Genomic DNA, 23,287 nt, shown 5'->3' on the forward strand with positions numbered 1-23,287 from the left:
TGTGGCCGGTCGGCAAGATCCGCACCGGGGGCAACTCATTCGGGGCTCCCGAGCGTCTTTACCGGCGAAGCCCTAGACCCACGGGAGATTTCACGCATATGACAGCCATGAAGCGACGCACCGTCCTCACCGCGATCGGCGCCGGCACGGTGGCGGGCATCGCTGTCCCGGTGGCCGCGTCGGCGGCCGAGGAGACCACCCCGTCCACGCCCGCCAAAGCGGCGGCCCGCATCGCCGAGATCTACCGGCAGGAGTCGGCCGAGGCGGGAGGCACCTGGCAGGCCTACATCACCGTCGCGAACACCGACGGGACGCTGATCACGGCCGTCGACGAGGAGTCGGGCAAAGTCGTCGACGCCTGGAGCACCAACAAGTTCCCCGTCGCCGCGACCGTCCTCGACCGCGTCGACAAGGGCACCGCCGACCTGCACACCGAGGTCGAGGTCGCCGACCCGTTCATCGTCTGGAGCGGCGACGGCGTCATCCCCTTCGACGGCGCCTACCCCAGCCGGATCAGCCTCGGCCACGCGATCTCCCTGCTGCTCAGCATCTCCGAGGACACCTCCTCGCGCTTGTGCTCGCAGATCGTGACCGCCGCCGAGATCAACGCCTACATGCAGACCCAGGGCCTGCCGAACACGCAGGTCGAGGTCATCCCCGGCTCACGGCGCTGGTACCTCGGCTGGACCTCGGCCCGCGAGATGCACGACCTGTGGCAAAAGCTCGTGCGCGGCCGGCTGCTCTCCGCGGCCTCGACGGAGTACCTCGTCAAGATCATGCGCTCGCCGAACGCGTTCGCCGAGGGCATCCGCTCGAAGCTCGGGACGGTCGAGCGCGGGCGCGTCGCGACCAAGGCCGGCTGGATGGACACCGGCCGGTGCGAGGCGGGCGTCATCTACGACGCCGCGGGCGCGCCCGTGGTCACGTACTCTCTGTACGCCGACCACCCCGACCACCAGGACGACTACAGCGGCAACCACCCGCTGATCGCCGCGCGCGCCCGGATGGGCCGCAGGTTCGTGCGCGCCGTCGACCGCATCGCGGGCGCACCCGGCCTGGAGCTGGAGCCGGAGACGTACCGGCCGTCGAACGGCTGACGGCCGCGGCCCGGCGGCTCGTCCACACGAGAACGAACCGGGGCACACGAGGGCGGAGGCCCGCAGGCCTTCGCCCTCGTTCCTTTCAGTCCCGGAGGTCGTCGACGGTGGGCACGACGAGCCCGAACAGGTCCGTGACCGTCGCCAGCGCCGCTGCCTGAAGGGTCGCGGCGGACAGGGCCTCGCCGCCGGGAGCCGCGAGCGAGCGGGTGGCGGTGGCCTCGGCGACGACCGTCGGCCGGTAGCCGAGGTTGAAGGCGCCCTGGGCGGTGAAGGTGACGCACATGTGCGTCATGAACCCGGCCAGCACGAGATCGGCTCCGGCCGCCACGCCCAGGTCGTGCAGGGTCTTCTCCAGGCCGGTCTCGTAGAAGGCGTTCGGGAGACCCTTGACCACGACCGGTTCGCCGTCGGCCGGGGCGAGCTCGTCGCTGATGGATCCGATGCGGGCGCGAATGTCGTAGGGGGTGTTCTCACCGCCGTCGTTGACGATGTGGACGACGGGGATCCCGGCCGCGCGGGCGCGGGCCAGCAGGCGGCCTCCGGCGGCCACGGCCTCCTCGGCGCCTTCGAGCGCCATGACGCCCGACCGGTAGGTGTTCTGGAAGTCGATCATGATCAGGGCCGACTGGTCCAGCCTCGGCGCGGTGTCGTTCAGGCCGACGACCTCGCGCAGGGTCTTCGACGGGTTGCTGGTGCTCATCTCGATACCTCTCATGGTGGGAGAAGGGCATGGCGGAGGCGTCCGCCTCGCGGACATGCCAGGAGATGGAAAGGTCGTGTAGCGGGTCAGGCGGCCCGCGTGCGGAACCGGCGGCGGTAGGCCGCCGGAGTGGTGGCGAGTTGCCGCCGGAACGCCCGGTGCAGGGTCTCGGCCGAGCCGAGTCCGGCCGCCGCGGCGACCTGTTCGAGCGGATCGTCGGTGGTCTCCAGCAGCCGCCGCGCCGCCTCCGTGCGAGCCGCTTCGACGTAGGCGGCCGGACCGGCTCCCGTCTCCTGCTTGAAGACGCGGGCGAAGTGGCGTTCGCTGAGGCACATCCGCGCGGCCAGGACCGGTGCCGACAGGTCGGCGTCGAGGTGGTCGGCGATCCACAGCTGGAGCTCGTCGATGTCGCGCCGCGCGGCCGCGGGCCGGCGCAGCGGCACGGAGAACTGGCTCTGCCCACCCTGCCGCTTGAGGTAGACGACGAGCTGCCGCGCCACCGCCAGCGCCGTGCGCTCGCCGAGGTCCTCGGCGACCAGGGCGAGTGTCAGGTCGAGGCAGGCGCTGATCCCGGCGCCGGTCCACAGCCTGCCCCGGTCGGCGCGCACGAAGATCGGGTCGGGGTCGACGGTCACGTCCGGATGCTCGGCGGCGAGCTGGGCGGCCGTCGACCAGTGGGTGGTCGCCGTGCGCCCGCTGAGCAGGCCGGCGGCCGCCAGCAGGTGCGCGCCGACGCACACCGACGCCACCCGGCGGGCGTGTGGGGCCGTGCGCCTCAGCCAGTCCACGACCTCGTCGTCGATCCGGGCGACCGGGCCCTCGGCGGACATGTCGACCGCTCCGGGCACCAGCAGGGTGTCGACCTGGTCGCCGACGTCGTCGAAGGACACGTCGGTGAGCAGCCGCACGCCGGCCGAGGTTCTGACCTCGCCGACGGTCGGCCCGGCGAGCCGGACCTGGTAGCGGGCGCGACCGCCGGTCTCCCGGTCGGCCAGCGCGAAGACCTCGGCCGGTCCGGTGACGTCGAGGAGGTCGACGTCGGGGAAGGCGGCGATGACGACGCGGTGCGGGATGGACATGTACCCATCATGATCACTTCCGGCGATGGCGGCAATGACGAGTCACCGTCAGATTCGGACATGGGCCGGCGAGGCGGCCGCCCTCGCCTCCGGATGTCACCCCCTCGTAGCAGACTCCTCCCATGAGTGATCGACCCGACGTGCCCGCCACGATGATCCGGCGTCTCCAGGACGTCTTCGACGGACTTCCCGAGTGCCCGCGGACCAGCGCCTGGGTGGGTGTGGCCTGGAAGGTCCGGCAGGCGACGGTCGCGCACGTCTTCGGCGGCGAGGACGGACTGTTCCGGATCACCTTCCGGACGGAGTCCTCCGAGGTCATGGCCTTCGAGAAGCTCGGTGATCCCTACTTCCGGGCAGGCTGGGGCGGCAACGTCGTCGGCATGCTCCTCGACGAGGAAACCGACTGGGAGGAGCTGTCCGAACTGCTCACCGACTCCTACTGTCTCCAGGCTCCGGCGGGGCTCGCCGAGACGGTTCGGCAGCCGGGTAGCTAACATACCGGTCGGTCGGTATGCTGACGGGATCTCTCGACGAGGAGGCCGCCCGTGCGCATCACCGGTGCCGTTCTGGAGCGCTGCGGCGCCCCCGCGCCCTTCGCCGACTCCCGGCCGATAACCGTCGGCCCGCTCGACCTCGACCCGCCCGGGCCGGGCGAGCTCCTGGTCCGCGTGGAGTCGGCCGGCCTGTGCCACTCGGACCTGTCCGTCGTCGACGGCAACCGGGTGCGCCCGACGCCGATGCTGCTCGGCCACGAGGCCGCCGGTGTCGTGTGGGAGGCGGGACGCGACACCACGACGGCCGTCGGGCGCCGGGTGGTCATGACGTTCCTGCCGCGCTGCGGCCGGTGCGACGCGTGCGGTACCGACGGCCGGCTCCCCTGCTCGGTCGGCGGAGCCGCGAACGCCGCGGGGACGCTCGTCGGCGGGCGGGTCCGCCTGCGCCGGGACGGCGCGCCGGTCATGCACCACCTCGGGGTGAGCGCGTTCGCGACGCACGCGGTCGTCTCGGAGACCTCGGTCGTGCCCGTGGACGACGATGTGCCGCCCGACATCGCCGCGCTGCTCGGCTGCGCGGTCCTCACCGGCGGCGGCGCGGTCGTCAACGCCGGACGTCCCCGCCCCGGGGAGACCGTGGCCGTTGTCGGACTGGGCGGGGTGGGCATGGCCGCCCTGCTCGTCGCCAGGGCACTGGGGCACGAGGTCGTCGGCGTGGACGCCGTGCCCGCGAAGCTGGAGCTCGCCCGCGAGCTGGGCGCCACCGCCTACAGCCCCGCGGATGCCGCCGAGGCCGGGATCCGCGCGCCGGTCGTGGTCGAGGCCGCCGGTTCGGCCCGCGCCTTCGAGACCGCCTTTGCCGTCACCGCGCCGGGCGGGACCACCGTCACCGTGGGCCTCCCCCACCCCGACGCCCGGGCGAGCATCGCGCCGCTGACCCTCACCGCCGAGGCCCGCACCGTCGTCGGCTCCTACCTCGGTTCGGCCGTGCCGAGCCGCGACATCCCCCGCTACGTGGAACTCTGGCGGCGCGGGGAACTACCCCTCGACCGCCTGGTCTCCGACCGCATCGCCCTCGACGACCTGCCCGAGGCCCTCGACCGCCTCGCGGCGGGCGAGGCACTGCGCCAGCTCATCGACTTCTGACCGACCCCCGACACGATTTGAGGACCGATCCATGACGTCTCGCACCGCCATCGTCACCGGCGCAGCCCGGGGCATCGGGGCCGCGACGGCCCGCCGTCTCGCCGCCGACGGGCACGCCGTCGCCGTGCTCGACCTGCTGGAGGACCAGGCCCGGGCGACCGCCGACGCCATCACCGACGCCGGGGGCCGCGCCCTCGCCATCGGCGTGGACGTCGCCGACGAGGCGGCGGCCGCGGCCGCCGTGGAACGCGTCGCCGAGGAACTGGGATCGCCGGCCATCCTGGTCAACAACGCCGGGATCCTGCGCGACAACCTGCTGTTCAAGATGTCGGCCGACGACTGGGACTCCGTCATGGACGTCCACCTGCGCGGGGCGTTCCTGATGACCCGGGCGGCTCAGTCGCACATGGTCGAGGCCCGCTGGGGCCGGGTCGTGAACCTGTCGAGCACCTCGGCGCTGGGCAGTCGCGGGCAGGTCAACTACGCCGCCGCGAAGGCCGGCATGCAGGGCTTCACCAAGACCCTCGCCGTGGAGCTCGGCAAGTTCGGCGTCACCGCCAATGCCGTCGCCCCCGGGTTCATCCAGACCGAGATGACCCGCATCACGGCCGAGCGCATCGGCGTCACCTTCGACGACTTCCTCGCCGGTGCGGCCAAAGAGACGCCCGTCGGACGGGTCGGGCAGCCCGAGGACGTCGCCGCCGCGGTCGCGTTCTTCTGCTCCGAGGAGGCCGGCTTCGTCTCCGGGCAGGTGCTGTACGTGGCGGGAGGGCCGCGGTCATGAGTGCGAGCACGATCCGGGTGGACTCCCCCGCCGCGCTCGCCGGCGCCGTCGGCGAGAAGGCGACCGGCGAGTGGTTCACCATCGAGCAGGACCGCGTCGACGCCTTCGCCGACGCCACCGAGGACCACCAGTGGATCCACCTCGACGCCGAGCGGGCCGCGTCGGGACCGTTCGGGGCGACCATCGCCCACGGCTTTCTCACCCTTTCGCTGCTGCCGCACCTGGCGGCCTCGCTGGTCGAGGTGGGCAAGGTCGCCATGGCGATGAACTACGGCATGGACAAGGTGCGCTTCCTCAACCCGGTCGTCACCGGGTCGCGGGTACGCGCCACCACCGAGATCACCGGGGCGGAGACGACCGGCCTCGGCGTGCGCCTGGCCACGACGGTGACCGTCGAGATCGAGGGGGCACCGAAGCCCGCGCTGGTCGCGGTGACACTGACGCTCTATGTGCCGGAGGCCTGAGGATCCATGACGACGCCCGGCGACCGCGAGCCCGTCCGCCACCTGTTCCCCTTGCGCTGGAACGACAACGACCAGTACGGCCACATGAACAACACCGTCTACTACGAGGCGATGGACACGGCCGTGAACGCCTGGATGATCCGCGAGGCCGGACTCGAACCGGCCGGCGAGGTCATCGGGCTGTGCGCGGCCTCGCGGTGCCGCTTCCTGGAGGCGGCCTCCTTCCCGGAGGAACTGGAGGTCGACATCGCCGTGGAGCGTCTCGGCCGGACCAGCCTCACCTGGGATCTGGCGATCCTGCGCCGGGGTGCTCCCGACCGCATCGGCCCGCTCGCACTCGGCTCGTTCACGCACGTGTTCGTGGACCGGGCGGCGCGCCGCCCGGTCCCGATCCCGGAGTCCGTCCGCGCGGCGGTGTCCGCGCGGCTGACGGTCGCTACCGGTTCTTGAAAAGCTCGACGAGCTCCCGCTTGAGGACCTTGCCGCTGCCCCCGATCGGGAGCTCGTCGACGACGTGCACGACCCGCGGGTACTTGTAGCTCGCGACGGTCGCCTTCATGAACTCCACGACCTCGGCGGGCACGACCGTCTCGCCTTCGGCGGGCACCACGGCGGCGTGGATCTCCTGCCCGTGCACCTCGTGCGGCAGCCCGAACACCGCGCCCAGCGCGACTCCGGGGTATCTGGCCAAGACGGCCTCGACCTCGGTCGGGTACACGTTGTAGCCGTTGCGGATGATCATGTCCTTCTTGCGGTCGACGATGGTGATGATGCCCTCGGCGTCGATCGTGCCGAGGTCGCCGGTGCGAAACCAGCCGTCCACCACCGCGGCGGCCGTCGCCTCGGGCCGCCCGAGGTACCCCTTCATGAGGTTGTGGCCGCGCACCACGATCTCACCGAGGGCGGCGGGCTCGTCGAGCAGCTCGATGCGGCCCTCGACCTCGGCCTCGGCGACCGCGACGTCGACGCCCCACATGGGACGGCCGACCGTACCGGGCCGGATCGGCTCGGACATGGGGTTGAAGCTGCACGACGGCGCCGTCTCGGTCAGGCCGTAGCCCTCATGGACCTCGGCGCCGTAGGCCTTCTCGAACGCCTCCAGCAGCGCCGGCGGCAGCGACGCCCCACCCGACACCGCGAAGCGCAGCGGCGGCCGCTCGGGGTTGTTCGCGGCGGCGGCGACCATCCCGGCGAACATCGTGGGCACGGCGGTGAACACGGTCGCCTTGTGCCGTACCAGGAGGGCGAGCGCCTCGTCGGGATCGAAGCGGGGCTGGAGGATGATCGCCGCGCCGCGCCGGAAGCCGATGTTGAGCACGGCCATCTGCCCGAAGGAGTGGAAGAGGGGCAGGCCGCCGAAGATGACGTCGTCGACGACCATGTCGAAGGAGTCGATGAGGGAGCAGTGGACCTGTTCGATCATCGCCAGGTGGGAGCCGACGGCGCCTTTGGGGGTGCCGGTGGTGCCGCTCGTGTAGAGCACGGTCGCGGCGGCGAGGGGGTTGACCGGCACGTGCCGTTCGATGGGCGTGGCGACGGCGGCCTCGGCCTCCAGGCGGGGCACGGGCGCGCCGCCGATCGCGAGTCCCTCGGGTGCCAGGACGGTCACCAGCGGGACTCCGGTCCGGGCGGCGGCGGGGGCTGCCTCGGCGAGCAGGGGCGCGGCGACCACGAGGAGTTCGGCGCCGGAGTCTTCGAGGACGTAGGCGATCTCGTCGGTCTTGAGCAGCAGGTGCACGGGGATGACGACGGCGCCGAGGGCGAGGGCGGCGTAGTAGACGCGGGGGAAGTCGGGGACGTTGGGCACGACCATCGCCACCCGTGATCCGACACCGATCCCGCGTGCGGCGAGGGCTCCCGCGTAGGCGCGGGTCTGCTCCCAGAGGGCGCCGTAGGTGATGGTCTGTCCCATGAAGTGCAGGGCGGGGCGGGCGGGCTTGCGGCGGGCGGTCTCGGCGAGGATGTTCGCGATCGAGAGGGTGCCGTGGCCGGCGCCGTCCATGGCGGGGTCGGGCGGGTGGTGCATGGCTCGTTCCTTCCGGGAGGGGTCAGCGCCGCAGTTCGGCCTTGCCGAGCGCGGCCAGGTGGACCTCGTCGGGGCCGTCGGCCAGCCGCAGGGAGCGGGCGGCGGCGAACATCCCGGCGAGTGGGGTGTCCTGGGAGAGTCCGGCGCCCCCGAAGAGCTGGATCGCGCGGTCGAGGATGCGTTCGACGGCTCGGGGGACGGCGACCTTGATGGCCTGGATCTCGGTCATGGCGGCCTTGTTGCCGACGGTGTCCATGAGCCAGGCGGTCTTGAGCACGAGCAGGCGCAGGGCCTCGACGTCGATGCGGGATTCGGCGGCCCAGGTGCGCACGACGCCCTTCTCGGCGAGGGTCCCGCCGAAGGCGACGCGTTCGTTGGCGCGGGCGCGGACGAGGTCGAGGGCGCGTTCGGCCATGCCGAGGGCGCGCATGCAGTGGTGGACGCGCCCGGGGCCGAGGCGTGCCTGCGCGATGGCGAAGCCGTCGCCTTCACCGCCGATGAGGGCGTCGGCGGGCACCCGGACGTTTTCGAAGAGGACTTCGGCGTGGCCGCCGTGGTCCCGGTCGTCGTAGCCGAGCACGGTCATGGGGCGTACGACGGTGACGCCGGGGGTGGCGCGCGGGACGAGCACCATGGACTGCTGGCGGTGGCGGTCGGCGCCGGGGTCGGTCTTGCCCATGACGATGAAGATCGCGCAGTCGGGGTTCATGGCGCCGGTGGCGAACCACTTGCGGCCGGAGATGACGTAGTCGGCGCCGTCGCGGCGGATCTCGGTCTCGATGCGGGTGGCGTCGGAGGAGGCGACGGCGGGTTCGGTCATGCAGAAGGCCGAGCGGATCCGGCAGTCGAGGAGTGGTTCGAGCCATTCCTCGCGTTGGGCGGGTGTGCCGAACTGGGCGAGCAGTTCCATGTTCCCGGTGTCCGGCGCGGCGCAGTTCATGGCGATGGGCGCCAGTCTCGGGCTGCGGCCGGTGAGTTCGGCGACCGGCGCATACTGGAGGTTGGTCAGCCCGCCCTCGACGCCGTGCGGGCCGGGAGGCAGGAACAGGTTCCACAGTCCCCGGTCGCGGGCCTTCTTCTGGAGTGACCGCACGATCGGGCGGGTGGTCCATTCGCCAGGGGTGGCGGCCACCTCCTCCTCGAGTGCCGGCTCAGCCGGCAGGACGTGCTCGTCGATGAAGGCCCGCACCTCCTCGGAGCGCGCCCGGGTCACCTCGTCCGGCTGGAAATCCACAGCCCCTCCTCGGCCAGCGGCGCCACCAGGGCGCCGATCTTGTCGAATCCCTCGCCGACGGTCTGCCCGCCGGTGTAGCGGAAGTGGATCCCCTCGAGGATCACCGCGAGCTTGTAGCAGGCGAAGGCCCGGTACCAGGCCAGGTCGGGGACGGTGATCCCCGCGCGGGCGGCGTAGGCGTCGACGACCTCGCCGAACTCCGGGTAGCCCGCGCCGGGCACGATCGAGCCCGAGGCGACCTGGCCGCCGGCCAGTTCGCCGATGTGCCAGTACATGCCGAGCATCCCGAGGTCGACCAGCGGGTCGCCGAGGGTGGCCATCTCCCAGTCGAGCACCGCGGCGATGCGCGGCTCCCCGGGCGGGCCGGCGACGAGCATGTTGTCGATCCGGTAGTCGCCGTGCACGACGCCGGTGCGCCCGCCGTCGTCGGGGACCGACGCGGCCAGACGCTCCTGGAGGGAGTCGAGGGCTGGCTGCTCCCGGGACCTGGAGGCGTCGTACTGACGCCTCCAGGTCTTCATCTGCCGGGCGAGGTAGCCCTCAGGCCGGCCGAAGTCGGCCAGCCCGACCTCGGCCGGGTCGACAGCGTGGAGATCGGCCAGCACCTCGGCGATCTCGATGCTCAGCCGGTGCAGACCGCCCGGCGTCCAGCCGGCGTTCTTGTCCGGGTGGGACAGCACTTCTCCCGGCACGTGCTCCATGACGAAAAAGACCGTTCCGGTGACCTCGCCGGCCTCGGTGTCGTCGACGACGTCGACGGTGGGTGGCACGGGGATGATCCCCCGCAGAACCGAGATGACGCGATGCTCGCGGCGCATGTCGTGCGCCGTGGAGAGCACGTGGCCCAGTGGCGGGCGCCGCACGACCAGTGGCACGCGGGCGCCGTCGACCCGGTAGGTGAGGTTGCTGCGCCCGCCGTCGATCAGCGCCGCCGTCAGCGGGCCGCCGCCGGACAGGCCCGGGTGCTCCCGGGCCAGCCATCGGCCGAGCCCGTTCACGTCGAGCCCCGGGACCTCGTTCGCTTCGTTCACCTCGGTCATGGACCGCCCTTTCGTCGTGCCGGTCGAGCGTGCGGTGTCACTTACCCGGAATACCGCCGTTCACCGGCGGGGCGGGCTTCGCCTCCACGGGTGTCACGGCGCCGTCGGCGACGCTGTACGTGGTGCCCTCATAGTCCTGCACTCCCTTGCCGACCAGGGTGATCCCGACGGAACGGAAGGCGGAGTGGTCGGTGGCGCTGTAGGACAGCGGCACGATGCCGTTGCCCACCAGGGATCCCGACTCCAGGGCCGCGATGAGCGATTCGCGCGTCGGGTCCTGTCCGGCGGCGGCGAGCGCCTCGGCGAACAGGTAGCCGACGCTCATGCCGTAGACGGTGTTCCCGGTGAAAGGGGCACCGCCGTTGTACTTGGTGTTGATCTCGGTGAAGAGGGTGACCCATTCGCCGCCGGGGCTGAAGGGCAGGTAGTTGGCGCTGACCATGCCTTCGAGGAGGGCGGGGCCGACCTCTTCGCCGAGGTAGCCGACGAGGGTCGGGTAGTCGCCGCCGGAGGAGGAGACGTGCCAGCGGGGGAACCATTCGAGCTGGGCGGCGGTACCGATCGCGCGGGCGGTGAAGCCGTTGATGGTGCCGAGGATGTTGACCTCGCAGCCGGCCTCCTTCATGGCGCCGATCTGGGCGGTGACGTCCTCACTGGAGGTGGAGTAGGTCTGGGCGGAGGTGACGCCCTCGGCGCCGACGACCGACTCGACGCCGCTGAGGATGCCCTCGCCGAAGTCGTCGTCCTGGCCGAACACGCAGACCTTCGCCTCGGGGTTCTTCTCGACGGCGTACTTGGCCAGGGCGGCGCCCTCGGTGACGTAGTCGGCGTTGAAGCCGAAGGTGTTGGGGTACTTGTCGGGCTGGTTCCAGGTGAGGGAGCCCGAGGCGACGAACAGGTCCGGGACGTTCTGCTGGGAGAGGTAGTCGAGGACGGTGGAGTGGGTGGGCGTGCCCAGTCCGTTGACGATGGCGAAGACCTTGTCCTCGCCGACGAGCTGGCGGACCACCGTCTGGGTGTTGGCGGGGTTGTAGCCGTCGTCCTTGACGATGTACTCGATCTTGCGGCCCTTGACGCCGCCGTTGTCGTTGACGTACTGGAAGTAGGCGTTGGTGGCGGCCGAGATCGACGCGTATCCCGCGGCGGCGGGGCCGGTCAGCGGCTGGTGGCTGCCGATGGTGACCTTGTCCTTGGTGACGCCTGGGACTTCGGCGTCGTCGGGGGTGGAGCAGGCGGTGAGGCCGGAGACGGCCAGGGCGCCTGTGACGGCCAGCAGGGCCGTCCTCTTCAAGGGGGCGTGCATTCCGATCACCTCTCTGTGTTCTGGACGGGCACGGGGGGCTCGGCGGTCCTCGCCGGCCATGGCAGGCGGTGTCGCAGGTGGGCGAGGCCGCCCGGCCACGCGGCGGTGACCGCGATGACGACGACGCCGAAGAGCAGGACGGCGAGGGTGCCGTTGAGGCGCTGGCCGAAACCGGCCGGGAGCGCGCTGGTGAGCTGGTCGACCAGCCAGGGCAGGACGACCACGAGCGCCGACCCGGCCGCGGCGCCGCCGATGCTGCCGAGACCGCCGACGACGGCGGCGACCACGAGCAGCAGGGAGAAGCCGAGACCGTAGGCGCCGGGGCTGACCGACTGGGTCGCGATCGCCAGTACGGCGCCGCCGAGCCCGGCCGACAGGGCGCTCGCGGTGAACGCGCCGGTCTTGACGCGTCTCGGGTCGACGCCGGCGAGGCGGGCGGCGGTCTCGTCGCCGAGGACCGAGCGCATGCGCAGTCCGGCGCGCCCGCCGCGCAGGACGACCAGAGGTGTCACGGCGACGGCAGCGACGACGATCGCCAGCCAGGCGTGCCACTGCTCGACCACGATGAGCGCCGAGAGCGCGTCGGGGACGCCGAAGAAGGGCGCGCTTCGCCCTTGGTGGCCTGACAGGGCCGGGATCACGTTGGCCGCCGAGGGCAGCGCGATGACCAGGGCCAGCGTCAGGCCGGCGAGGTAGGGGCCGCGCAGCCGTGCGGCGGCGAGACCGAGGAGGAGCCCGAGGACGCCGGCGGCGAGCGCGGCACCGGCGAGGCCGGCCAGGAGCGGGATGACGCCCGACTCGGCGAGGGACTCCGGGAGCGCTTCGGCGGCCGCCGTCGCGGCGATGGCGTAACCGTAGCCGCCGGCGGCCATGAGTACGGCGTGGCCGAGGGAGAGCTGTCCGGTGAGGCCGACCAGGACGGTCAGTCCGGCGACGGCGGCGAAGCAGCCCGCGGCGACGGCGAGCTGGTAGTTGCGGAAGGGGTCGAGGCCGAAGGTGGCGGCGATGGCGAGGAGGGTCAGCGCGAGGGCGCGCAGGGTGGTCTTGGCGGTGGGGCTCATCCGGTTCGTGCCTCCCTCGCGGCGAAGATTCCGCCGGGGCGCACGAGCAGGACGACGGTGAGCAGTGCCAGGACCGCCAGCGGCGCGGCGGAGGCCGAGACGTAGCCGGTCACGAGGCTGCCGAGGACGCCGACGATGATCCCGGCGACCAGCGCGCCGACGGGTGAGTCGAGTCCGCCGACGACGGCGACCGCGAAGGCGTCGACGAACAGCAGGTCGGCGGCGTGCGGGTTGAGGCCGAGCTCGGTGGGGACGAGCAGGAGCGCGGCGAGGGCGGCGGTGGCGACCGAGAGCATCCAGCCGACGGTCACCAGGCGCGGGACCCGCACGCCCAGCAGGCGGGAGGTTTCGGGGGCGAAGGCCGCGGCCCGCAGTCGCAGCCCGAGCGAGGTCTTGGTGAAGAGCAGGGCGAGCACGGTCATCACGACGGCGGCGACCGCGAGGACGAACAGGTCGTAGGGGGACAGCACGGGGACGTCGCCGAGCAGGAAGGGGCGCTGTGAGAAGGGCGCGTGCATGGGCCGGTGGTCGGGTCCGAAGCCGATGGCCAGTCCGGACTGCAGGACCATGACCAGTCCGATCGCGACGATCATGCCGGGTAGCGGGGTGTCGTGCGGGACCAACCGCATCGGCCCGCGCTCCACGAGGGCGCCGAGGACGGCTCCGGCGGTCAGCGCGCCGAGGAGTCCGAGCCAGTAGGAGCCCGAGGCGGCGGTGATCGCGAAGGCGGCGTACACCGCGACGATCGCCATCGCGGCCTGCGCGAAGTTCACCACGCGGGCCGAGCGCCACACGATCACCAGGGAGAGCGCGAAGAGGGCCAGGACGGCCCCGCGGGCCAGGCCGGTGGACAGGAGGAAGACGAGTCGGTCCATCAGAACCCCAGGTAGGCGTGCCGGAGGGCGGGATCGGCGGCGAGTTCGGCGGCGGGCCGGTCGGCGACCACCTCGCCGAGGGAGAGCACAACGCCGCGGTCGGCGACCGAGAGGGCGCCGGTGACGTTCTGCTCGGCGAGCAGGACGGTCAGGCCGGTGCGGGCGGCGGTGTCGCGCAGGACGCCGAGCAGTTGCGCGACCACGAGCGGCGCGAGGCCGAGCGAGGGCTCGTCGAGCAGGAGGACGTCGGGCCGGGAGACGAGCGCGCGGGCGAGGGCGAGCATCTGGCGCTCGCCGCCGGAGAGGGTGTGGCCGACGGCGTCGCGCCGCCGCGCCAGCGGCTCGAAGAGTTCGTACATCTCGGCGACGGCGGTGCGGCGGGCGGGCCCGCGGTGGCGCCACAGGGCGCCGAGGCGGAGGTTCTCGTCGACGGTGAGTTCGACGACGACGCTGCGTCCTTCCGGTACGAGCGAGAGTCCGCGCCGGACGCGTTCCTCGGTGCGCAGGCCGGTCAGGTCGGCGCCGCCGATGGTCACGCGGCCGGCGCGGGCGGGAACGAGTCCGGTCAGTGCGCGCAGGAGCGTCGTCTTGCCCGCGCCGTTCGCGCCGAGCAGGGCGAGGACGGCGCCGTCGGGCACGTCGAGGCTCAGACCGTCGAGGACGGGGGCGCCGTCGCCGTAGCCGACGGTCAGGCGCTCGATGGTCAGGTTGCTCACGAGCTCGCCTCCAGCCCGAGGTAGGCGGCCTCGACGGCGGGGTCGCCGCGGACCTCGTCGGGGGTGCCGGAGGCGATGACCCGGCCGAAGTCGAGGACGACGACGCGGTCGGCGATGTCCATGACGAAGTCGACGTGGTGCTCGACGAGCAGGACCGCGCAGCCGCCGCCGGAGACTTCGCGGACCGTGGCGGCGAGGGACTCGATGTCGGCGGCGCCGAGCCCGCCCGCGGGCTCGTCCAGCAGGAGCAGTCCGGGCGCGGTGGCGAGTGCTCGTGCCAAGGCGACGCGTTTGCGCTCGGGGTAGGGCAGTGTCCCGGCGGGGCGGGCGGCCAGCGGGGCGAGTTCGAGGCGGGCGAGGACCTCGCGGGCCTTCTCCGCCCGCTCGGCGGCGGGTGCGCGGAGACTGGAGAGCGGGACGAGGACGTTCTCCAGTACCGACATCCGCTCGAAGAGGCCGAGTCCCTGGAGGGTGCGGGAGACGCCGGCGGCCAGGAGGCCGGTGGCCGAGGAGGGCGCGGGCCGCCCGGCGATGCGGACGGTTCCCTTGCGGGGCCGGACGAGGGCGCACACGGCGTTGAAGGCCGTGGTCTTGCCGGCGCCGTTGGGGCCGATGAGGGCGACGGTCTCACCATCGCCGACGGTGAACGACACGTCGTCGAGGGCGGTCAGTCCCCCGAAGGCGACTTCGAGGCCGCTCACCTCTAGCCGGGGCACCGCGTCGGGCGGTGATGTCGTCGTCATACTCGGCACCTCTTCGTGTCGGAGTAGGGTCACTGTAGCGGAGATACCGACCGGACGGTATGTTCGCGGCCCGGGAATCCGGGAAGAATCCCCGGTCCGGTGTGCGCGCTGGTCAGGCGTGCGGAATGGCCGTCGTCATGCCCCCGTCGACGACGATCTCCGTACCGGTCACATACGCCGAGGCGTCACTGGCGAGGAACAGCAGCGCACCGGTGAGGTCGCCGACGGCCCCCGGCCGCCCCAGCGGTACGGCGAGCCGCTCGGGATCGATGCGCGTGGTCATCTCGGTGCGGATCATGCCGGGGTGAATCGAGTTCACCCGGATCCCCGAGGGCCCCAGCTCGACGGCGAGGGACTTGGTCAGCCCCCGCACCGCGAACTTCGAGGCCGTGTACCCGTGCAGCCGGACGCTTCCGCGCAGCCCTTCAACGGACGAGATGTTGACGATCGAGCCGCGCCCGGCGGCCTTCATCGTCGGCACGACGGCGCGGCAGCCGAGGAAAGTCCCGGTGAGGTTCACCGCGATCACGGCGTTCCACTTCTCCAGCGTGAAGTGCTCGATCGGCGCGGAGTTGGCGATCCCGGCGTTGTTGACGAGCACGTCGACGGTCCCGAACGAGGCGACGGTCTCGGCGACCGCGTCGCTCCACGCCTCCTCACCGGTCACGTCGAGCTCCCGGAAACGGGCGCCCTCGCCCAGCTCGGCGGCCAGCGCCTCACCGGCCTCGACCAGGACGTCGGCGATCACGACGCGGGCGCCCGCCGCGTGCAACGCGCGCACGTAGGCCTCGCCGATGCCGCGCGAACCGCCCGTCACCATCGCCACGCGCCCGCGCATGTCGGTCACCCGGCGACCCGCACGACAACGCGGCCGGTCGTCGTCCCGTCGGCGAGCCGCTGGACCGCCGAGGGCGCCTGCTCGAAGGGCACGACATCGCCGACGACGGGCCGGACGACGCCCTCGTCGACGAGCCGGACCAGTTCGGCGTGCGCCTCCTCGACGAGTTCGGGGTTCCGCTGCTGGTAGAGACCCCAGTGCAGGCCGAGGACGCCGTAGTTCTTGACCAGCACGTGGTCGGCGCGGATCCGGGGCAGGTCCCCGCCGGCGAAGCCGACCACGACGATGCGGCCCTCGAATCCGACGCAGCGCGCCGAGCCCTCGAAGGCCGCGCCGCCGACCGGGTCGAAGACCACGTCGACGGACCCGTGCGTCCGCTTGATCTCGGCGACCCAGTCCTGGTCGCGCAGGTAGACCTCCGCGGCACCGGCGGCCTTGGCGACCTCGACCTTGGCGGCGCTGCCGACCACGCCGATCACCTTCGCGCCGGCGGCGGCGCCGAGCTGGCAGGCGGCGGTGCCGACTCCGCCCGCGGCGGCGTGCACGAGCAGGGTCTCCCCCGGCCGGATCGCGGCTCGGCGATGGAGGCCGAACCACGCCGTCTGGTAGGCGATGATCAGCGACGCGGCGGCCGCGTCGTCGAGTCCGGCGGGCGCGGGGTGCACGGCGGCGGCCGGGACGGACGCGTACTCCGCGAGCACGCCGATCTTGGAGCCGACGACCCGGTCCCCCACCGCGACGCCCGCGGCGCCCTCACCGAGCTTGACGACATCGCCGCACAGCTCGACCCCCGGCGTGAACGGCGGCTCGGGCCGCACCTGGTACTGGCCGCGCGCGAGGAGCACGTCGGGGAAGTTGACCGCGACCGTCCTGACCCGGATCAGGACCTCACCGGGGCCGGGAGTGGGAACGTCGACGTCGTGGAGGGCGAGGACCTTCTCGGGTTCGCCGTGCGCGGTCACCCGCCAGGCTCGCATCGTCTGGCTCATGTTTCCTTCCGGATGCTTCGCAGGAACAGCTCGGTGAGCTGCCGGGCCACCTCGGTCTTGTCCTCGGGCCCGTCGGAGGAGTACCAGTGGGACAGGTAGTGCACGTCGGAGAAGAAATGCGCGATGAGGACCGACACCGGGACGTCGTCGCGGAAGGAGCCCTCGGCCTGGCCGCGGACCAGGAGGGCGGCGAACTCGTCGTGGTACTCCCGCCGGCGCCGCTTGACCTCCTTCTGCCGCTCCGGGGTCAGCATGTGCTGGCTGCGGAAGAAGACGGTCCCCTCGGGCAGGAAGTCGATGGACGTGACCACCACGTCTTCGCACACGGCCCGCACGACGTCGACGGCGGCACCGCCCCGCGCGGTGATCTCGTCGAGGCGCGCCTTCTGCAGCGACAGCATCCGCTCGTAGATCGCGAAGAGCAGGTCGTCCTTGGAGGTGAAGTAGTGGTACAGCGCGCCCTTCGTGACACCGGCGGCCGACACGATCTGCTGCACGCTCGTGGTGGCGTACCCCTGGGTCGAGAAAAGGTCCAGCGCGGCCTTGAGCACCTGGTCGGCGACGTTAGTGGTCTTCATGGCACCCATCTTTCACCCAGTGGGCCGCAGCGCGGCGCCGCCGTCGACGAGGATCGTCTGCCCGGTGATCCAGGCGGCGTCGTCGGAGAGCAGGAACGCGGTGGGCCCGGCGACGTCGTCGGGCTCGCCGAGGCGGCCGAGCGGATAGGCCTTGACGACCTTGTCCTCGCGCCCTTCGTAGAGCGCCTTCGACAGCCTCGTCTTGACCACGGCGGGCGCGAGCGCGTTGACCCGGACGGCGGGTGCCAGTTCGGCGGCGAACTGGACCGTCAGGTTGATCAGCGCGGCCTTGGAGACACCGTAGAAGGCGATGTTGCCGCCGGCGTTGGTGCCGGCGATCGAGGACATGTTCACCACCGACCGCAGGGTTCCGGCGGCGAGGGCGTCGCGGGTCCACTCCAGCGCGGCGAGGACGTTGACCTCGAAGATCTTGCGGGCGGCCGCCGGGTCGAGGCCCGTCAGGGGGCCCCACACCGGGTTGATGCCGGCGTTGTTGACCAGGTGATCGAGACGTCCGAAGCGTTCCACGGCGTGCGCGACGGCCTCGGCGCGATGCTCGGCGTCGTCGGCTCGTCCGGCCACTCCCGAGGCGTTCGCCTCGCCGAGTCCGGCGACCGCCTCCCGCAAGGTCTCCTCGTCGCGGCCGGTGATGACCACCGATCCGCCCTCCGCCACCAGCCGGCGCGCGATCGCCAGACCGATGCCCCGGCTCGCTCCCGTGATCAGACCGACCCTGCCCTCGAACCTGCGCACGCGACCTCCATACCGTCCAGTCGGTTTGTCGTTGGACGGTAGCACGGAAGCACGCTCGGCACGAGACTCGAACCGTCGGGCGAAGCGGTCTACGAGGCGGCCGGCTCCCGCCGGTGGTAGGCGGGCACCGCGCCGGAGGCGAAGTCGCGCCGGTAGATCCCGTGGCGCAGTTCGGCCTCGTAGCCGTCGAACTGCGGCATGCCGGCCGACTTGGCGAAGGCGAGCTCGGCGTCCACGTCGTAGGGGACGCGCACGAACTGGATGGAGAACGGCGCCTCGGCCATGGAGTCGACGGCGCCTTCGAGGATCACGTACACGGGTGTGGGATCTTCGAGGCTGTTGCCGACGCTGCCGGTGTTGAACAGGGTGCGGCGCTCACGGTCGACCTCGTAATAGGGGTCATGGGTGTCGCCGTAGCCGACGACAGTGGGGACGGGGCCGTCGCCGGTCGCGGGGGTGTTGGTGAACATCTCCAGGAACTCCGCCTCGTGGTGGTCGAAGTGGACGCGGCGGTGCACGGTGGTCGGCGAGGCGTGAAAAAGGCGGATCCGGCGTCCGCTGACCACGAAATCGTGACTGAAGGGCAGGGAGCGCAGCCACTCCCCCTGTCCTTCGGAGAGCTGGGCCAGCCACCAGGCCAGGGACTCGCTGTCGAAGTCGCGCCCGGGGTCGGGCAGGAAGTCGTCCCAGTTGCCGAGGATGTTGACCTCGCAGCGCTCACGGCAGACGTCGATGACCTCCCGGCCGCGCGGTCCCTTCCCGACGTAGTCGCCGAGGTTGAAGATCCGGGTGATGCCCCGGGCCCCGATGTCGGCGAGGACGGCTTCGAGGGCGGTCAGGTTGCCGTGCACGTCGGAGATCAGCGCGATGCGTTCGAGACGGGGATGCATCGCGACATGGTCCCACCGCGGCGCGGCGCCGCCGGAGTCGACCTTGCCGCGCCCACTCGGCGCATGCTATTGTTCCGCCGAGCTCGCACCCTTTCCGCCATGCGGAAACGGTGGGGCGGAGTGGGTTTGGAGGTATTGCTTCACCGGCACTGAGATCGACGCGTTTCGACGTCTCTCGTGTTCGGGGTACCCACATATCCAGGGCAAGGTGCCCTTCTTTCACCGGTCACGATAACTCTTGACACACATGTGCGCCTCTTCGCGAGGCGTCCTTGAGTGACCCCTTTTCACCTTTGAAAGGAATACATGTCTGCTCGGATCAATGATTTCCAGGCCTGGGTCATCGACGAGTTCCGCGCCAACGGCGGACGCGTCGGCGGCATGTTCGAAGGCTCCACGCTGGCGCTGCTGACGACGATCGGCGCCAAAACCGGCCTGCGGCGCACCACCCCGCTGGGCTACCTGCACGTCGGCGGCAGGCCCGTCGTCGTGGCCTCGGCCATGGGCGCCGACAGCCATCCCGGCTGGTACCACAACATCCGCCGCAACCCCGTGGTGACCGTCGAGACGGGAACCGAGACCTACCAGGCGATCGCCGCCGTGCCCTCGGTCGTCGAGCGCGAACCCTTGTGGGAGCAGGTGCTCCGGCAGGCCCCCGGCTACGCCGACTACCAGGCCGGGACCAGCAGGATCATCCCGGTGGTGGTCCTGCACCGGATCGACGACTCGCCCGGCGCCGACCGGGTCCGCGGGCTCGGCGACTTCATCGTCGAGGGCCACGACTGGCTGCGCGCCGAACTCGCCGATCTGCGACGCCAGGCCGACGCGCTCGCCGAAGGCGGCGAGGGCGGCCTCACCGGCGGGACGCCCGACCTCGGCCGACGGATGCGCACCCACTGCCTCGACTTCTGCGCGGCATTGAAGCAGCACCACACCGGCGAGGACCGCGGCGGGTTCCCCGCGCTGGCGGCGCGCTTCCCGGATCTGGCCGGCCCTCTGGAAAGGCTCGGCGAGGAGCACAAGGTCGTCGCGAGCATTCAGGAGCGCATCGCCGAACTCGTCGAGGGATACACGCCGGGAGAGACCGATCCGGCGGAACTCCGCGAGCAACTCGACGTGCTCGCCACCCGCCTCGAATCGCATTTCGACTATGAGGAATGGACCATCGTCGACGCTCTGAACACCCTGGGACCCGCACCGCAGATCCCTTGAGTCGATAGGGCCGTTTCGCCGTTTCGCCGGAATTGACGAAACGGCGATTCGGCGTGCCCGAGATCGGCACCGACGACCGCCACGGCCAAGGCCGTCCCCTGCGACCCAGGACGCCCACCGTCGGCAGGTGCCGCCATGGTCACCATCGGCCGAAGAGACCGCCCTCCGCCCACCTGCCCCGGCGGCCGAACCGCCGTCTCCTCGGCAACGGCTCGGCCGGCCGCTCAGCGGTCGACGGCCACCACGTTGTAGGTGGTCTGCGGGGTCGGCGGCGTGTCGAAGCGGGCGTTGACGAAGTAGATCCGGTCGCGGTGGCGAGCGGCGGTCGTCAGCACGTCGAAACGCTCGTCGGTGATCGTGCGCAGCAGGTCGGCCTCGTTTCCGCTGTGGTCGAGTCGCAGGACGAGGACCTCGTTGGCCCGGTTGCGGATGGCGTAGAGGGTCCGCCCGTCCCGCAGTAGCCCGTCGCCCATGGTCAGCCCGCTGCCGCCGGTGTCGACGGTGCGCGAGAGCCCGTCGCGTCCGACCCGGTACAGCAGGCCCTTGTTGGACTGCACGATCAGCAGGGCACGCCCGTCGGGCGTGGTGGTTATGCCGTTGGCGTTGAAACCGGTGTCGTAGACGAAGTCGCCGGTGATGGGGACGCGCCGGACCCGCTCGGGAGCGGGGAGCCGGCCGTGCGGCCCGAAGGGCAGCTCGTAGAAGAACGGCGAGACCGAGTCGGTGAAGTAGGCCGCCCACGGGGTGACCACGACGTCGTTGACGAAGGTCGCCGTGCTCGCCGCGAGCGCGTAGGTGGCGAGCGTGCGACCGGTGGCGGCGTCGAAGACGCGGCCCTCTCCGGTGGCGCCGCCGGCACCGAAGAGCCGCCCGCGCCGGTCGAGGTGGAGGCCGACCACACCCGTGCCGGGCCCGTCGACGTGCACGCGCCCCTCACCGGTGCGCAGGTCGGCGCGGTAGACGGAGCCGTCGGCGAGGGAGCCCACGTAGGCGTGGTGGCCGCCGATGGCGATGCCCTCGGGCCGCCAGCCGTCGGGCAGGGCGATCGTCTCGGGGTGCCGTCCGCCCGCCTGTGCGGGCCCGGAGCCGAGCAGCACGGCCGCGGGTGCCGCCGTGGCGGCGCAGATGAGGGTGCGTCGGGTCAGTGAGCGGTCGTCGGTCACGGTGTCCAGCCTTCCGTTTCGGGTGCCGGTGTCAGCCGACGGGCGCGGCGGCGCAGGGCCGCCCGCCGCAGACGTCGACGACGAGTCCGTATTTGAGGAACCAGGCTTTCTGCACCCGGGCGGCGGCGTCGGCGCGCGGGTCTTCGTGGGAGTCCTCGCCGGCGTACGGCGGGGTGTTCGTGGTCGGCGGTGCCGGTGCTCCGCTGTCCCACATGACGATCGCCGACCCGGTGTGCGGCCACCACGGCAGCGGGCGCAGTCCCCAGAAGGGTTCGGCGTCCGGACTGCGTCCCGGGGCGAGTGCCGGCGTGTGAAGGCGGGCGCCGATGGTGCGGGCCTCGACTTCGGCGGCGACCGTGGCGACCTGGTGGTCGCCGAAGGCGACGTGCATGAGGACGCGGTGGCGCGGTGTGCCGGGGAGCGGGTCGGTGGTGAGGTGGTTGGCGTAGCCGTTGCCCTCGCCTCGGTCCCAGAGCATCTGCAGGAGCGCGAAGATCAGCTGCTGGTCGAGTTTGTCGGGGTAGGCGAGGTCCATGATCTGCTGGAAGGGCTGGAAGTCGACGGAGCGGTTGAGCAGGGTCGAGTAGTTCATGCCCGGGACGCCGAGGACTCCGCGTTCGACGTCGGTGGAGACGGCGACCAGGGCGCCGCCGGCGATGCCGCCTTGGCTGTTGCCGTCGAAGGTGACGCCTTTGCGGCGGTCGAAGACGGGCCGGTCCTCGGCGTTGCGGAACGCGGGGTGGGCGGCGAGGCCGTCGCGGTGGGCGAGCGCGCGGGCGAGGAACAGGAAGGCGAGCATGCCCTGCTGGAGGCGGTCGGGGACGGCCGCGAAGTGGGAGAGGTCGCCGAAGACGCCGGCGACGAAGGGGATGTCCTCGTCGGCCATGCCGATCCAGCGGGTGGCGCAGAAGACGAAGCCGTGTTCGGCGGCCATGGCCTTGACGTTGCCGGCGCGGACCTCGGTGTCGCGGCCGAGGAGTCCGTGGCCGTAGAGGGAGGCCTGTGCGGGCTTGGTGAGGGCGGTGTGCGGGATGACGCAGAGGAAGCGGGCCTTGACGAAGTCGCCGGGGTTTCGCTGCGGGACGCCGGCGGCGTCGAGGCGGAGGGTCGAGCCGGGCGGCCCGCCGGGCTGGGAGAGGTAGTTGGGGACGGGCAGTTCGCCGCTGATCTCGCGGGCGATGCGCGGGTCCTCTTCGGGGGTGTGTTCGACGACGGAGGTGACGGTGAAGGCCGGTGCCCCGCCGTTGAGGCCGGCGAGGGCCTCGTCGCGCATGTGGGTGAGGCGGCCGGTGGTGGACTCGGTCGAAGCGACGGTGAAGTCCCATGCCAGGTGCAGGCCCTGGGTGCTCACGCCGGCGCGGGAGAGGTCGCGCAGGACGGGCTTGAGGGCGCGCTGGCGGTCGTGGAGGGGGTCGTCCTTCGGGAGGGTGCGGCCGGTGAGCCGGGTGAAGGTCTCGCCGGGCGCGATGGGCGACTCGTCGGCGGCGCGCAGGTCGCGCAGGGCGACGACGTAGCGGTGGCCGTCGGCGAGGTTCTTCGCGGGCCGCACGATCAGCGACCGCCTCTCGGCGGTGGCGTTGGCGTCGAGTTCGGCCCAGTACGGGTGGCGGCGGCCGGTGTCGGCGTCGAGGAGGACGATCGGCGCGTCGCGGTCGAGGGAGCGGCCGATGTCGGTGACGGGGGCGGCACCGGTCGCGGGCAGGTCGAGGCCGGGCACGCGGGCGAGGATCATCGAGCCGGGCGAGAAGCCGTCGGAGAGGTTCCAGGCAGCCGGGTCGATGGCCTTGCCGAGCGCGTTGCGCGGCGTCGCCTCGGGTGAGAGCGCGACGCGGCGGCCGGTGGGAGTGTCGGCGGGGACGGTGAACCAGTCGTTGGGGAACGGCAAAAGGCAGGCGGCGGGGTCGATCGGGTCGCAGCCGGGCGCCGCCGCGGCCGGCTCGGCGAGAGCCTCGGGCGCGGCGCCGGGGGCCACCAGGAGCGCGGCGGCGAGGGCGAGCACGGTGACGGCGGTCCGCAGGGGGCGTAAAGGCATGGGTGAGGTCTATCGGACCTCGGGGGCCTGCGTCAACGGGCACACGCGGCCTCCGCCCCAAGATCAC

Annotated in this window: 24 protein-coding genes; 7 read left to right on the forward strand and 17 right to left on the reverse strand. The window is 72.0% G+C overall.

Annotated features, from left to right (window positions below; genetic code table 11):
* Positions 1 to 107: 107 nt before the first annotated feature.
* On the forward strand, positions 108 to 1,097 hold the full coding sequence (locus tag AB0I28_RS17785) for a serine hydrolase (protein ID WP_357494462.1): 990 nt from the start codon (positions 108 to 110) through the stop codon (positions 1,095 to 1,097).
* 85 nt (positions 1,098 to 1,182) lie between these two features.
* Here AB0I28_RS17785 and AB0I28_RS17790 read toward each other — a convergent pair whose 3' ends face one another.
* Entirely contained in the window at positions 1,183 to 1,800 is a 618-nt protein-coding gene (locus AB0I28_RS17790; RefSeq protein ID WP_357494463.1) for a cysteine hydrolase family protein, read from the reverse strand.
* A gap of 86 nt (positions 1,801 to 1,886) precedes the next feature.
* On the reverse strand, positions 1,887 to 2,879 hold the full coding sequence (locus tag AB0I28_RS17795; RefSeq protein ID WP_357494464.1) for a helix-turn-helix domain-containing protein: 993 nt from the start codon (positions 2,877 to 2,879) through the stop codon (positions 1,887 to 1,889).
* A 122-nt stretch (positions 2,880 to 3,001) separates the two neighbouring features.
* Here AB0I28_RS17795 and AB0I28_RS17800 point away from each other — a divergent pair, with 122 nt between their 5' ends.
* The 5 genes from AB0I28_RS17800 to AB0I28_RS17820 are packed head-to-tail and all read left to right on the forward strand — an operon-like array spanning position 3,002 to position 6,217.
* Positions 3,002 to 3,373, forward strand: a complete 372-nt coding sequence (locus AB0I28_RS17800) for an MmcQ/YjbR family DNA-binding protein (RefSeq protein WP_357494466.1) — start codon at positions 3,002 to 3,004, stop codon at positions 3,371 to 3,373.
* 51 nt (positions 3,374 to 3,424) lie between these two features.
* Positions 3,425 to 4,519, forward strand: coding sequence for a zinc-binding dehydrogenase (locus tag AB0I28_RS17805; RefSeq protein ID WP_357494468.1), 1,095 nt, complete (start codon positions 3,425 to 3,427; stop codon positions 4,517 to 4,519).
* A 31-nt stretch (positions 4,520 to 4,550) separates the two neighbouring features.
* Positions 4,551 to 5,303 (forward strand): 3-oxoacyl-ACP reductase FabG, encoded by a 753-nt coding sequence (gene fabG / locus AB0I28_RS17810; protein WP_357494470.1) that lies wholly within the window; start codon positions 4,551 to 4,553, stop codon positions 5,301 to 5,303.
* On the forward strand, positions 5,300 to 5,767 hold the full coding sequence (locus tag AB0I28_RS17815; protein WP_357494471.1) for a MaoC family dehydratase: 468 nt from the start codon (positions 5,300 to 5,302) through the stop codon (positions 5,765 to 5,767). Before fabG ends, AB0I28_RS17815 begins: the two co-directional genes overlap by 4 nt.
* A gap of 6 nt (positions 5,768 to 5,773) precedes the next feature.
* Positions 5,774 to 6,217 carry a thioesterase family protein gene (locus tag AB0I28_RS17820; protein WP_357494473.1) on the forward strand — a complete coding sequence of 148 codons (444 nt, stop codon included), beginning with the start codon at positions 5,774 to 5,776 and terminating at the stop codon, positions 6,215 to 6,217.
* Here AB0I28_RS17820 and AB0I28_RS17825 read toward each other — a convergent pair.
* The 13 genes from AB0I28_RS17825 to AB0I28_RS17885 all read right to left on the reverse strand — a co-directional run bounded on the left by AB0I28_RS17825 (position 6,204) and on the right by AB0I28_RS17885 (position 18,813).
* Positions 6,204 to 7,793, reverse strand: coding sequence for an AMP-binding protein (locus AB0I28_RS17825; protein ID WP_357494475.1), 1,590 nt, complete (start codon positions 7,791 to 7,793; stop codon positions 6,204 to 6,206). The two genes, AB0I28_RS17820 and AB0I28_RS17825, sit on opposite strands and share 14 nt — an antisense overlap.
* 22 nt (positions 7,794 to 7,815) lie before the next feature.
* Positions 7,816 to 9,027: an acyl-CoA dehydrogenase family protein gene (locus AB0I28_RS17830; RefSeq protein WP_357494477.1), complete on the reverse strand. Its 1,212-nt coding sequence runs from the start codon at positions 9,025 to 9,027 to the stop codon at positions 7,816 to 7,818.
* The gene (locus tag AB0I28_RS17835; protein WP_357494479.1) at positions 9,003 to 10,067 is read right to left on the reverse strand and encodes a phosphotransferase family protein; all 1,065 of its coding nucleotides are present in this window, start codon (positions 10,065 to 10,067) and stop codon (positions 9,003 to 9,005) included. Before AB0I28_RS17835 ends, AB0I28_RS17830 begins: the two co-directional genes overlap by 25 nt.
* 37 nt (positions 10,068 to 10,104) lie before the next feature.
* Positions 10,105 to 11,370: an ABC transporter substrate-binding protein gene (locus AB0I28_RS17840; protein WP_357494481.1), complete on the reverse strand. Its 1,266-nt coding sequence runs from the start codon at positions 11,368 to 11,370 to the stop codon at positions 10,105 to 10,107.
* Positions 11,371 to 11,375: 5 nt separating this feature from the next.
* Positions 11,376 to 12,431 (reverse strand): branched-chain amino acid ABC transporter permease, encoded by a 1,056-nt coding sequence (locus tag AB0I28_RS17845; protein WP_357494483.1) that lies wholly within the window; start codon positions 12,429 to 12,431, stop codon positions 11,376 to 11,378.
* Positions 12,428 to 13,306: a branched-chain amino acid ABC transporter permease gene (locus AB0I28_RS17850; protein WP_357494485.1), complete on the reverse strand. Its 879-nt coding sequence runs from the start codon at positions 13,304 to 13,306 to the stop codon at positions 12,428 to 12,430. The genes AB0I28_RS17845 and AB0I28_RS17850 overlap by 4 nt, the downstream gene beginning before the upstream one ends.
* The gene (locus AB0I28_RS17855; RefSeq protein WP_357494487.1) at positions 13,306 to 14,022 is read right to left on the reverse strand and encodes an ABC transporter ATP-binding protein; all 717 of its coding nucleotides are present in this window, start codon (positions 14,020 to 14,022) and stop codon (positions 13,306 to 13,308) included. The genes AB0I28_RS17850 and AB0I28_RS17855 overlap by 1 nt, the downstream gene beginning before the upstream one ends.
* Positions 14,019 to 14,765 carry an ABC transporter ATP-binding protein gene (locus tag AB0I28_RS17860; RefSeq protein WP_357494488.1) on the reverse strand — a complete coding sequence of 249 codons (747 nt, stop codon included), beginning with the start codon at positions 14,763 to 14,765 and terminating at the stop codon, positions 14,019 to 14,021. The genes AB0I28_RS17855 and AB0I28_RS17860 overlap by 4 nt, the downstream gene beginning before the upstream one ends.
* Before the next feature lie 112 nt (positions 14,766 to 14,877).
* Entirely contained in the window at positions 14,878 to 15,603 is a 726-nt protein-coding gene (locus AB0I28_RS17865; RefSeq protein ID WP_357495126.1) for a glucose 1-dehydrogenase, read from the reverse strand.
* A 5-nt stretch (positions 15,604 to 15,608) separates the two neighbouring features.
* The gene (locus AB0I28_RS17870) at positions 15,609 to 16,592 is read right to left on the reverse strand and encodes an NADPH:quinone oxidoreductase family protein (protein WP_357494490.1); all 984 of its coding nucleotides are present in this window, start codon (positions 16,590 to 16,592) and stop codon (positions 15,609 to 15,611) included.
* On the reverse strand, positions 16,589 to 17,170 hold the full coding sequence (locus AB0I28_RS17875; RefSeq protein ID WP_357494491.1) for a TetR/AcrR family transcriptional regulator: 582 nt from the start codon (positions 17,168 to 17,170) through the stop codon (positions 16,589 to 16,591). Before AB0I28_RS17875 ends, AB0I28_RS17870 begins: the two co-directional genes overlap by 4 nt.
* A gap of 12 nt (positions 17,171 to 17,182) precedes the next feature.
* Positions 17,183 to 17,923, reverse strand: coding sequence for an SDR family oxidoreductase (locus tag AB0I28_RS17880; protein WP_357494493.1), 741 nt, complete (start codon positions 17,921 to 17,923; stop codon positions 17,183 to 17,185).
* A gap of 89 nt (positions 17,924 to 18,012) precedes the next feature.
* Positions 18,013 to 18,813 (reverse strand): metallophosphoesterase family protein, encoded by an 801-nt coding sequence (locus tag AB0I28_RS17885; RefSeq protein ID WP_357494494.1) that lies wholly within the window; start codon positions 18,811 to 18,813, stop codon positions 18,013 to 18,015.
* 306 nt (positions 18,814 to 19,119) lie between these two features.
* Here AB0I28_RS17885 and AB0I28_RS17890 point away from each other — a divergent pair, with 306 nt between their 5' ends.
* Entirely contained in the window at positions 19,120 to 20,025 is a 906-nt protein-coding gene (locus AB0I28_RS17890; RefSeq protein WP_357494495.1) for a nitroreductase/quinone reductase family protein, read from the forward strand.
* A gap of 224 nt (positions 20,026 to 20,249) precedes the next feature.
* On the opposite strand, the gene AB0I28_RS17895 is transcribed toward AB0I28_RS17890, so the two are convergent.
* Together AB0I28_RS17895 and AB0I28_RS17900 are read right to left on the reverse strand one after the other, a co-directional pair.
* Positions 20,250 to 21,188 carry a superoxide dismutase gene (locus tag AB0I28_RS17895; protein ID WP_357494496.1) on the reverse strand — a complete coding sequence of 313 codons (939 nt, stop codon included), beginning with the start codon at positions 21,186 to 21,188 and terminating at the stop codon, positions 20,250 to 20,252.
* A gap of 31 nt (positions 21,189 to 21,219) precedes the next feature.
* The gene (locus tag AB0I28_RS17900; RefSeq protein WP_357494498.1) at positions 21,220 to 23,220 is read right to left on the reverse strand and encodes a hypothetical protein; all 2,001 of its coding nucleotides are present in this window, start codon (positions 23,218 to 23,220) and stop codon (positions 21,220 to 21,222) included.
* Between the last annotated feature and the right edge of the window lie 67 nt (positions 23,221 to 23,287).

Origin of the sequence: Phytomonospora sp. NPDC050363, assembly GCF_040655735.1 — a bacterium.
GTDB lineage: Bacteria > Actinomycetota > Actinomycetes > Mycobacteriales > Micromonosporaceae > Phytomonospora.

Coding starts and splice junctions, on each gene's coding strand:
- AB0I28_RS17850 (WP_357494485.1), bottom strand. CDS start 13,306: ATGGACCGACTCGTCTTCCTCCTGTCCACCGGCCTGGCCCGCGGGGCC.
- AB0I28_RS17820 (WP_357494473.1), top strand. CDS start 5,774: ATGACGACGCCCGGCGACCGCGAGCCCGTCCGCCACCTGTTCCCCTTG.
- AB0I28_RS17785 (WP_357494462.1), top strand. CDS start 108: ATGAAGCGACGCACCGTCCTCACCGCGATCGGCGCCGGCACGGTGGCG.
- AB0I28_RS17885 (WP_357494494.1), bottom strand. CDS start 18,813: ATGCATCCCCGTCTCGAACGCATCGCGCTGATCTCCGACGTGCACGGC.
- AB0I28_RS17900 (WP_357494498.1), bottom strand. CDS start 23,220: ATGCCTTTACGCCCCCTGCGGACCGCCGTCACCGTGCTCGCCCTCGCC.
- fabG (WP_357494470.1), top strand. CDS start 4,551: ATGACGTCTCGCACCGCCATCGTCACCGGCGCAGCCCGGGGCATCGGG.
- AB0I28_RS17795 (WP_357494464.1), bottom strand. CDS start 2,879: ATGTCCATCCCGCACCGCGTCGTCATCGCCGCCTTCCCCGACGTCGAC.
- AB0I28_RS17890 (WP_357494495.1), top strand. CDS start 19,120: ATGTCTGCTCGGATCAATGATTTCCAGGCCTGGGTCATCGACGAGTTC.
- AB0I28_RS17875 (WP_357494491.1), bottom strand. CDS start 17,170: ATGAAGACCACTAACGTCGCCGACCAGGTGCTCAAGGCCGCGCTGGAC.
- AB0I28_RS17845 (WP_357494483.1), bottom strand. CDS start 12,431: ATGAGCCCCACCGCCAAGACCACCCTGCGCGCCCTCGCGCTGACCCTC.
- AB0I28_RS17865 (WP_357495126.1), bottom strand. CDS start 15,603: ATGCGCGGGCGCGTGGCGATGGTGACGGGCGGTTCGCGCGGCATCGGC.
- AB0I28_RS17825 (WP_357494475.1), bottom strand. CDS start 7,793: ATGCACCACCCGCCCGACCCCGCCATGGACGGCGCCGGCCACGGCACC.
- AB0I28_RS17790 (WP_357494463.1), bottom strand. CDS start 1,800: ATGAGCACCAGCAACCCGTCGAAGACCCTGCGCGAGGTCGTCGGCCTG.
- AB0I28_RS17870 (WP_357494490.1), bottom strand. CDS start 16,592: ATGAGCCAGACGATGCGAGCCTGGCGGGTGACCGCGCACGGCGAACCC.
- AB0I28_RS17840 (WP_357494481.1), bottom strand. CDS start 11,370: ATGCACGCCCCCTTGAAGAGGACGGCCCTGCTGGCCGTCACAGGCGCC.
- AB0I28_RS17800 (WP_357494466.1), top strand. CDS start 3,002: ATGAGTGATCGACCCGACGTGCCCGCCACGATGATCCGGCGTCTCCAG.
- AB0I28_RS17815 (WP_357494471.1), top strand. CDS start 5,300: ATGAGTGCGAGCACGATCCGGGTGGACTCCCCCGCCGCGCTCGCCGGC.
- AB0I28_RS17860 (WP_357494488.1), bottom strand. CDS start 14,765: ATGACGACGACATCACCGCCCGACGCGGTGCCCCGGCTAGAGGTGAGC.
- AB0I28_RS17835 (WP_357494479.1), bottom strand. CDS start 10,067: ATGACCGAGGTGAACGAAGCGAACGAGGTCCCGGGGCTCGACGTGAAC.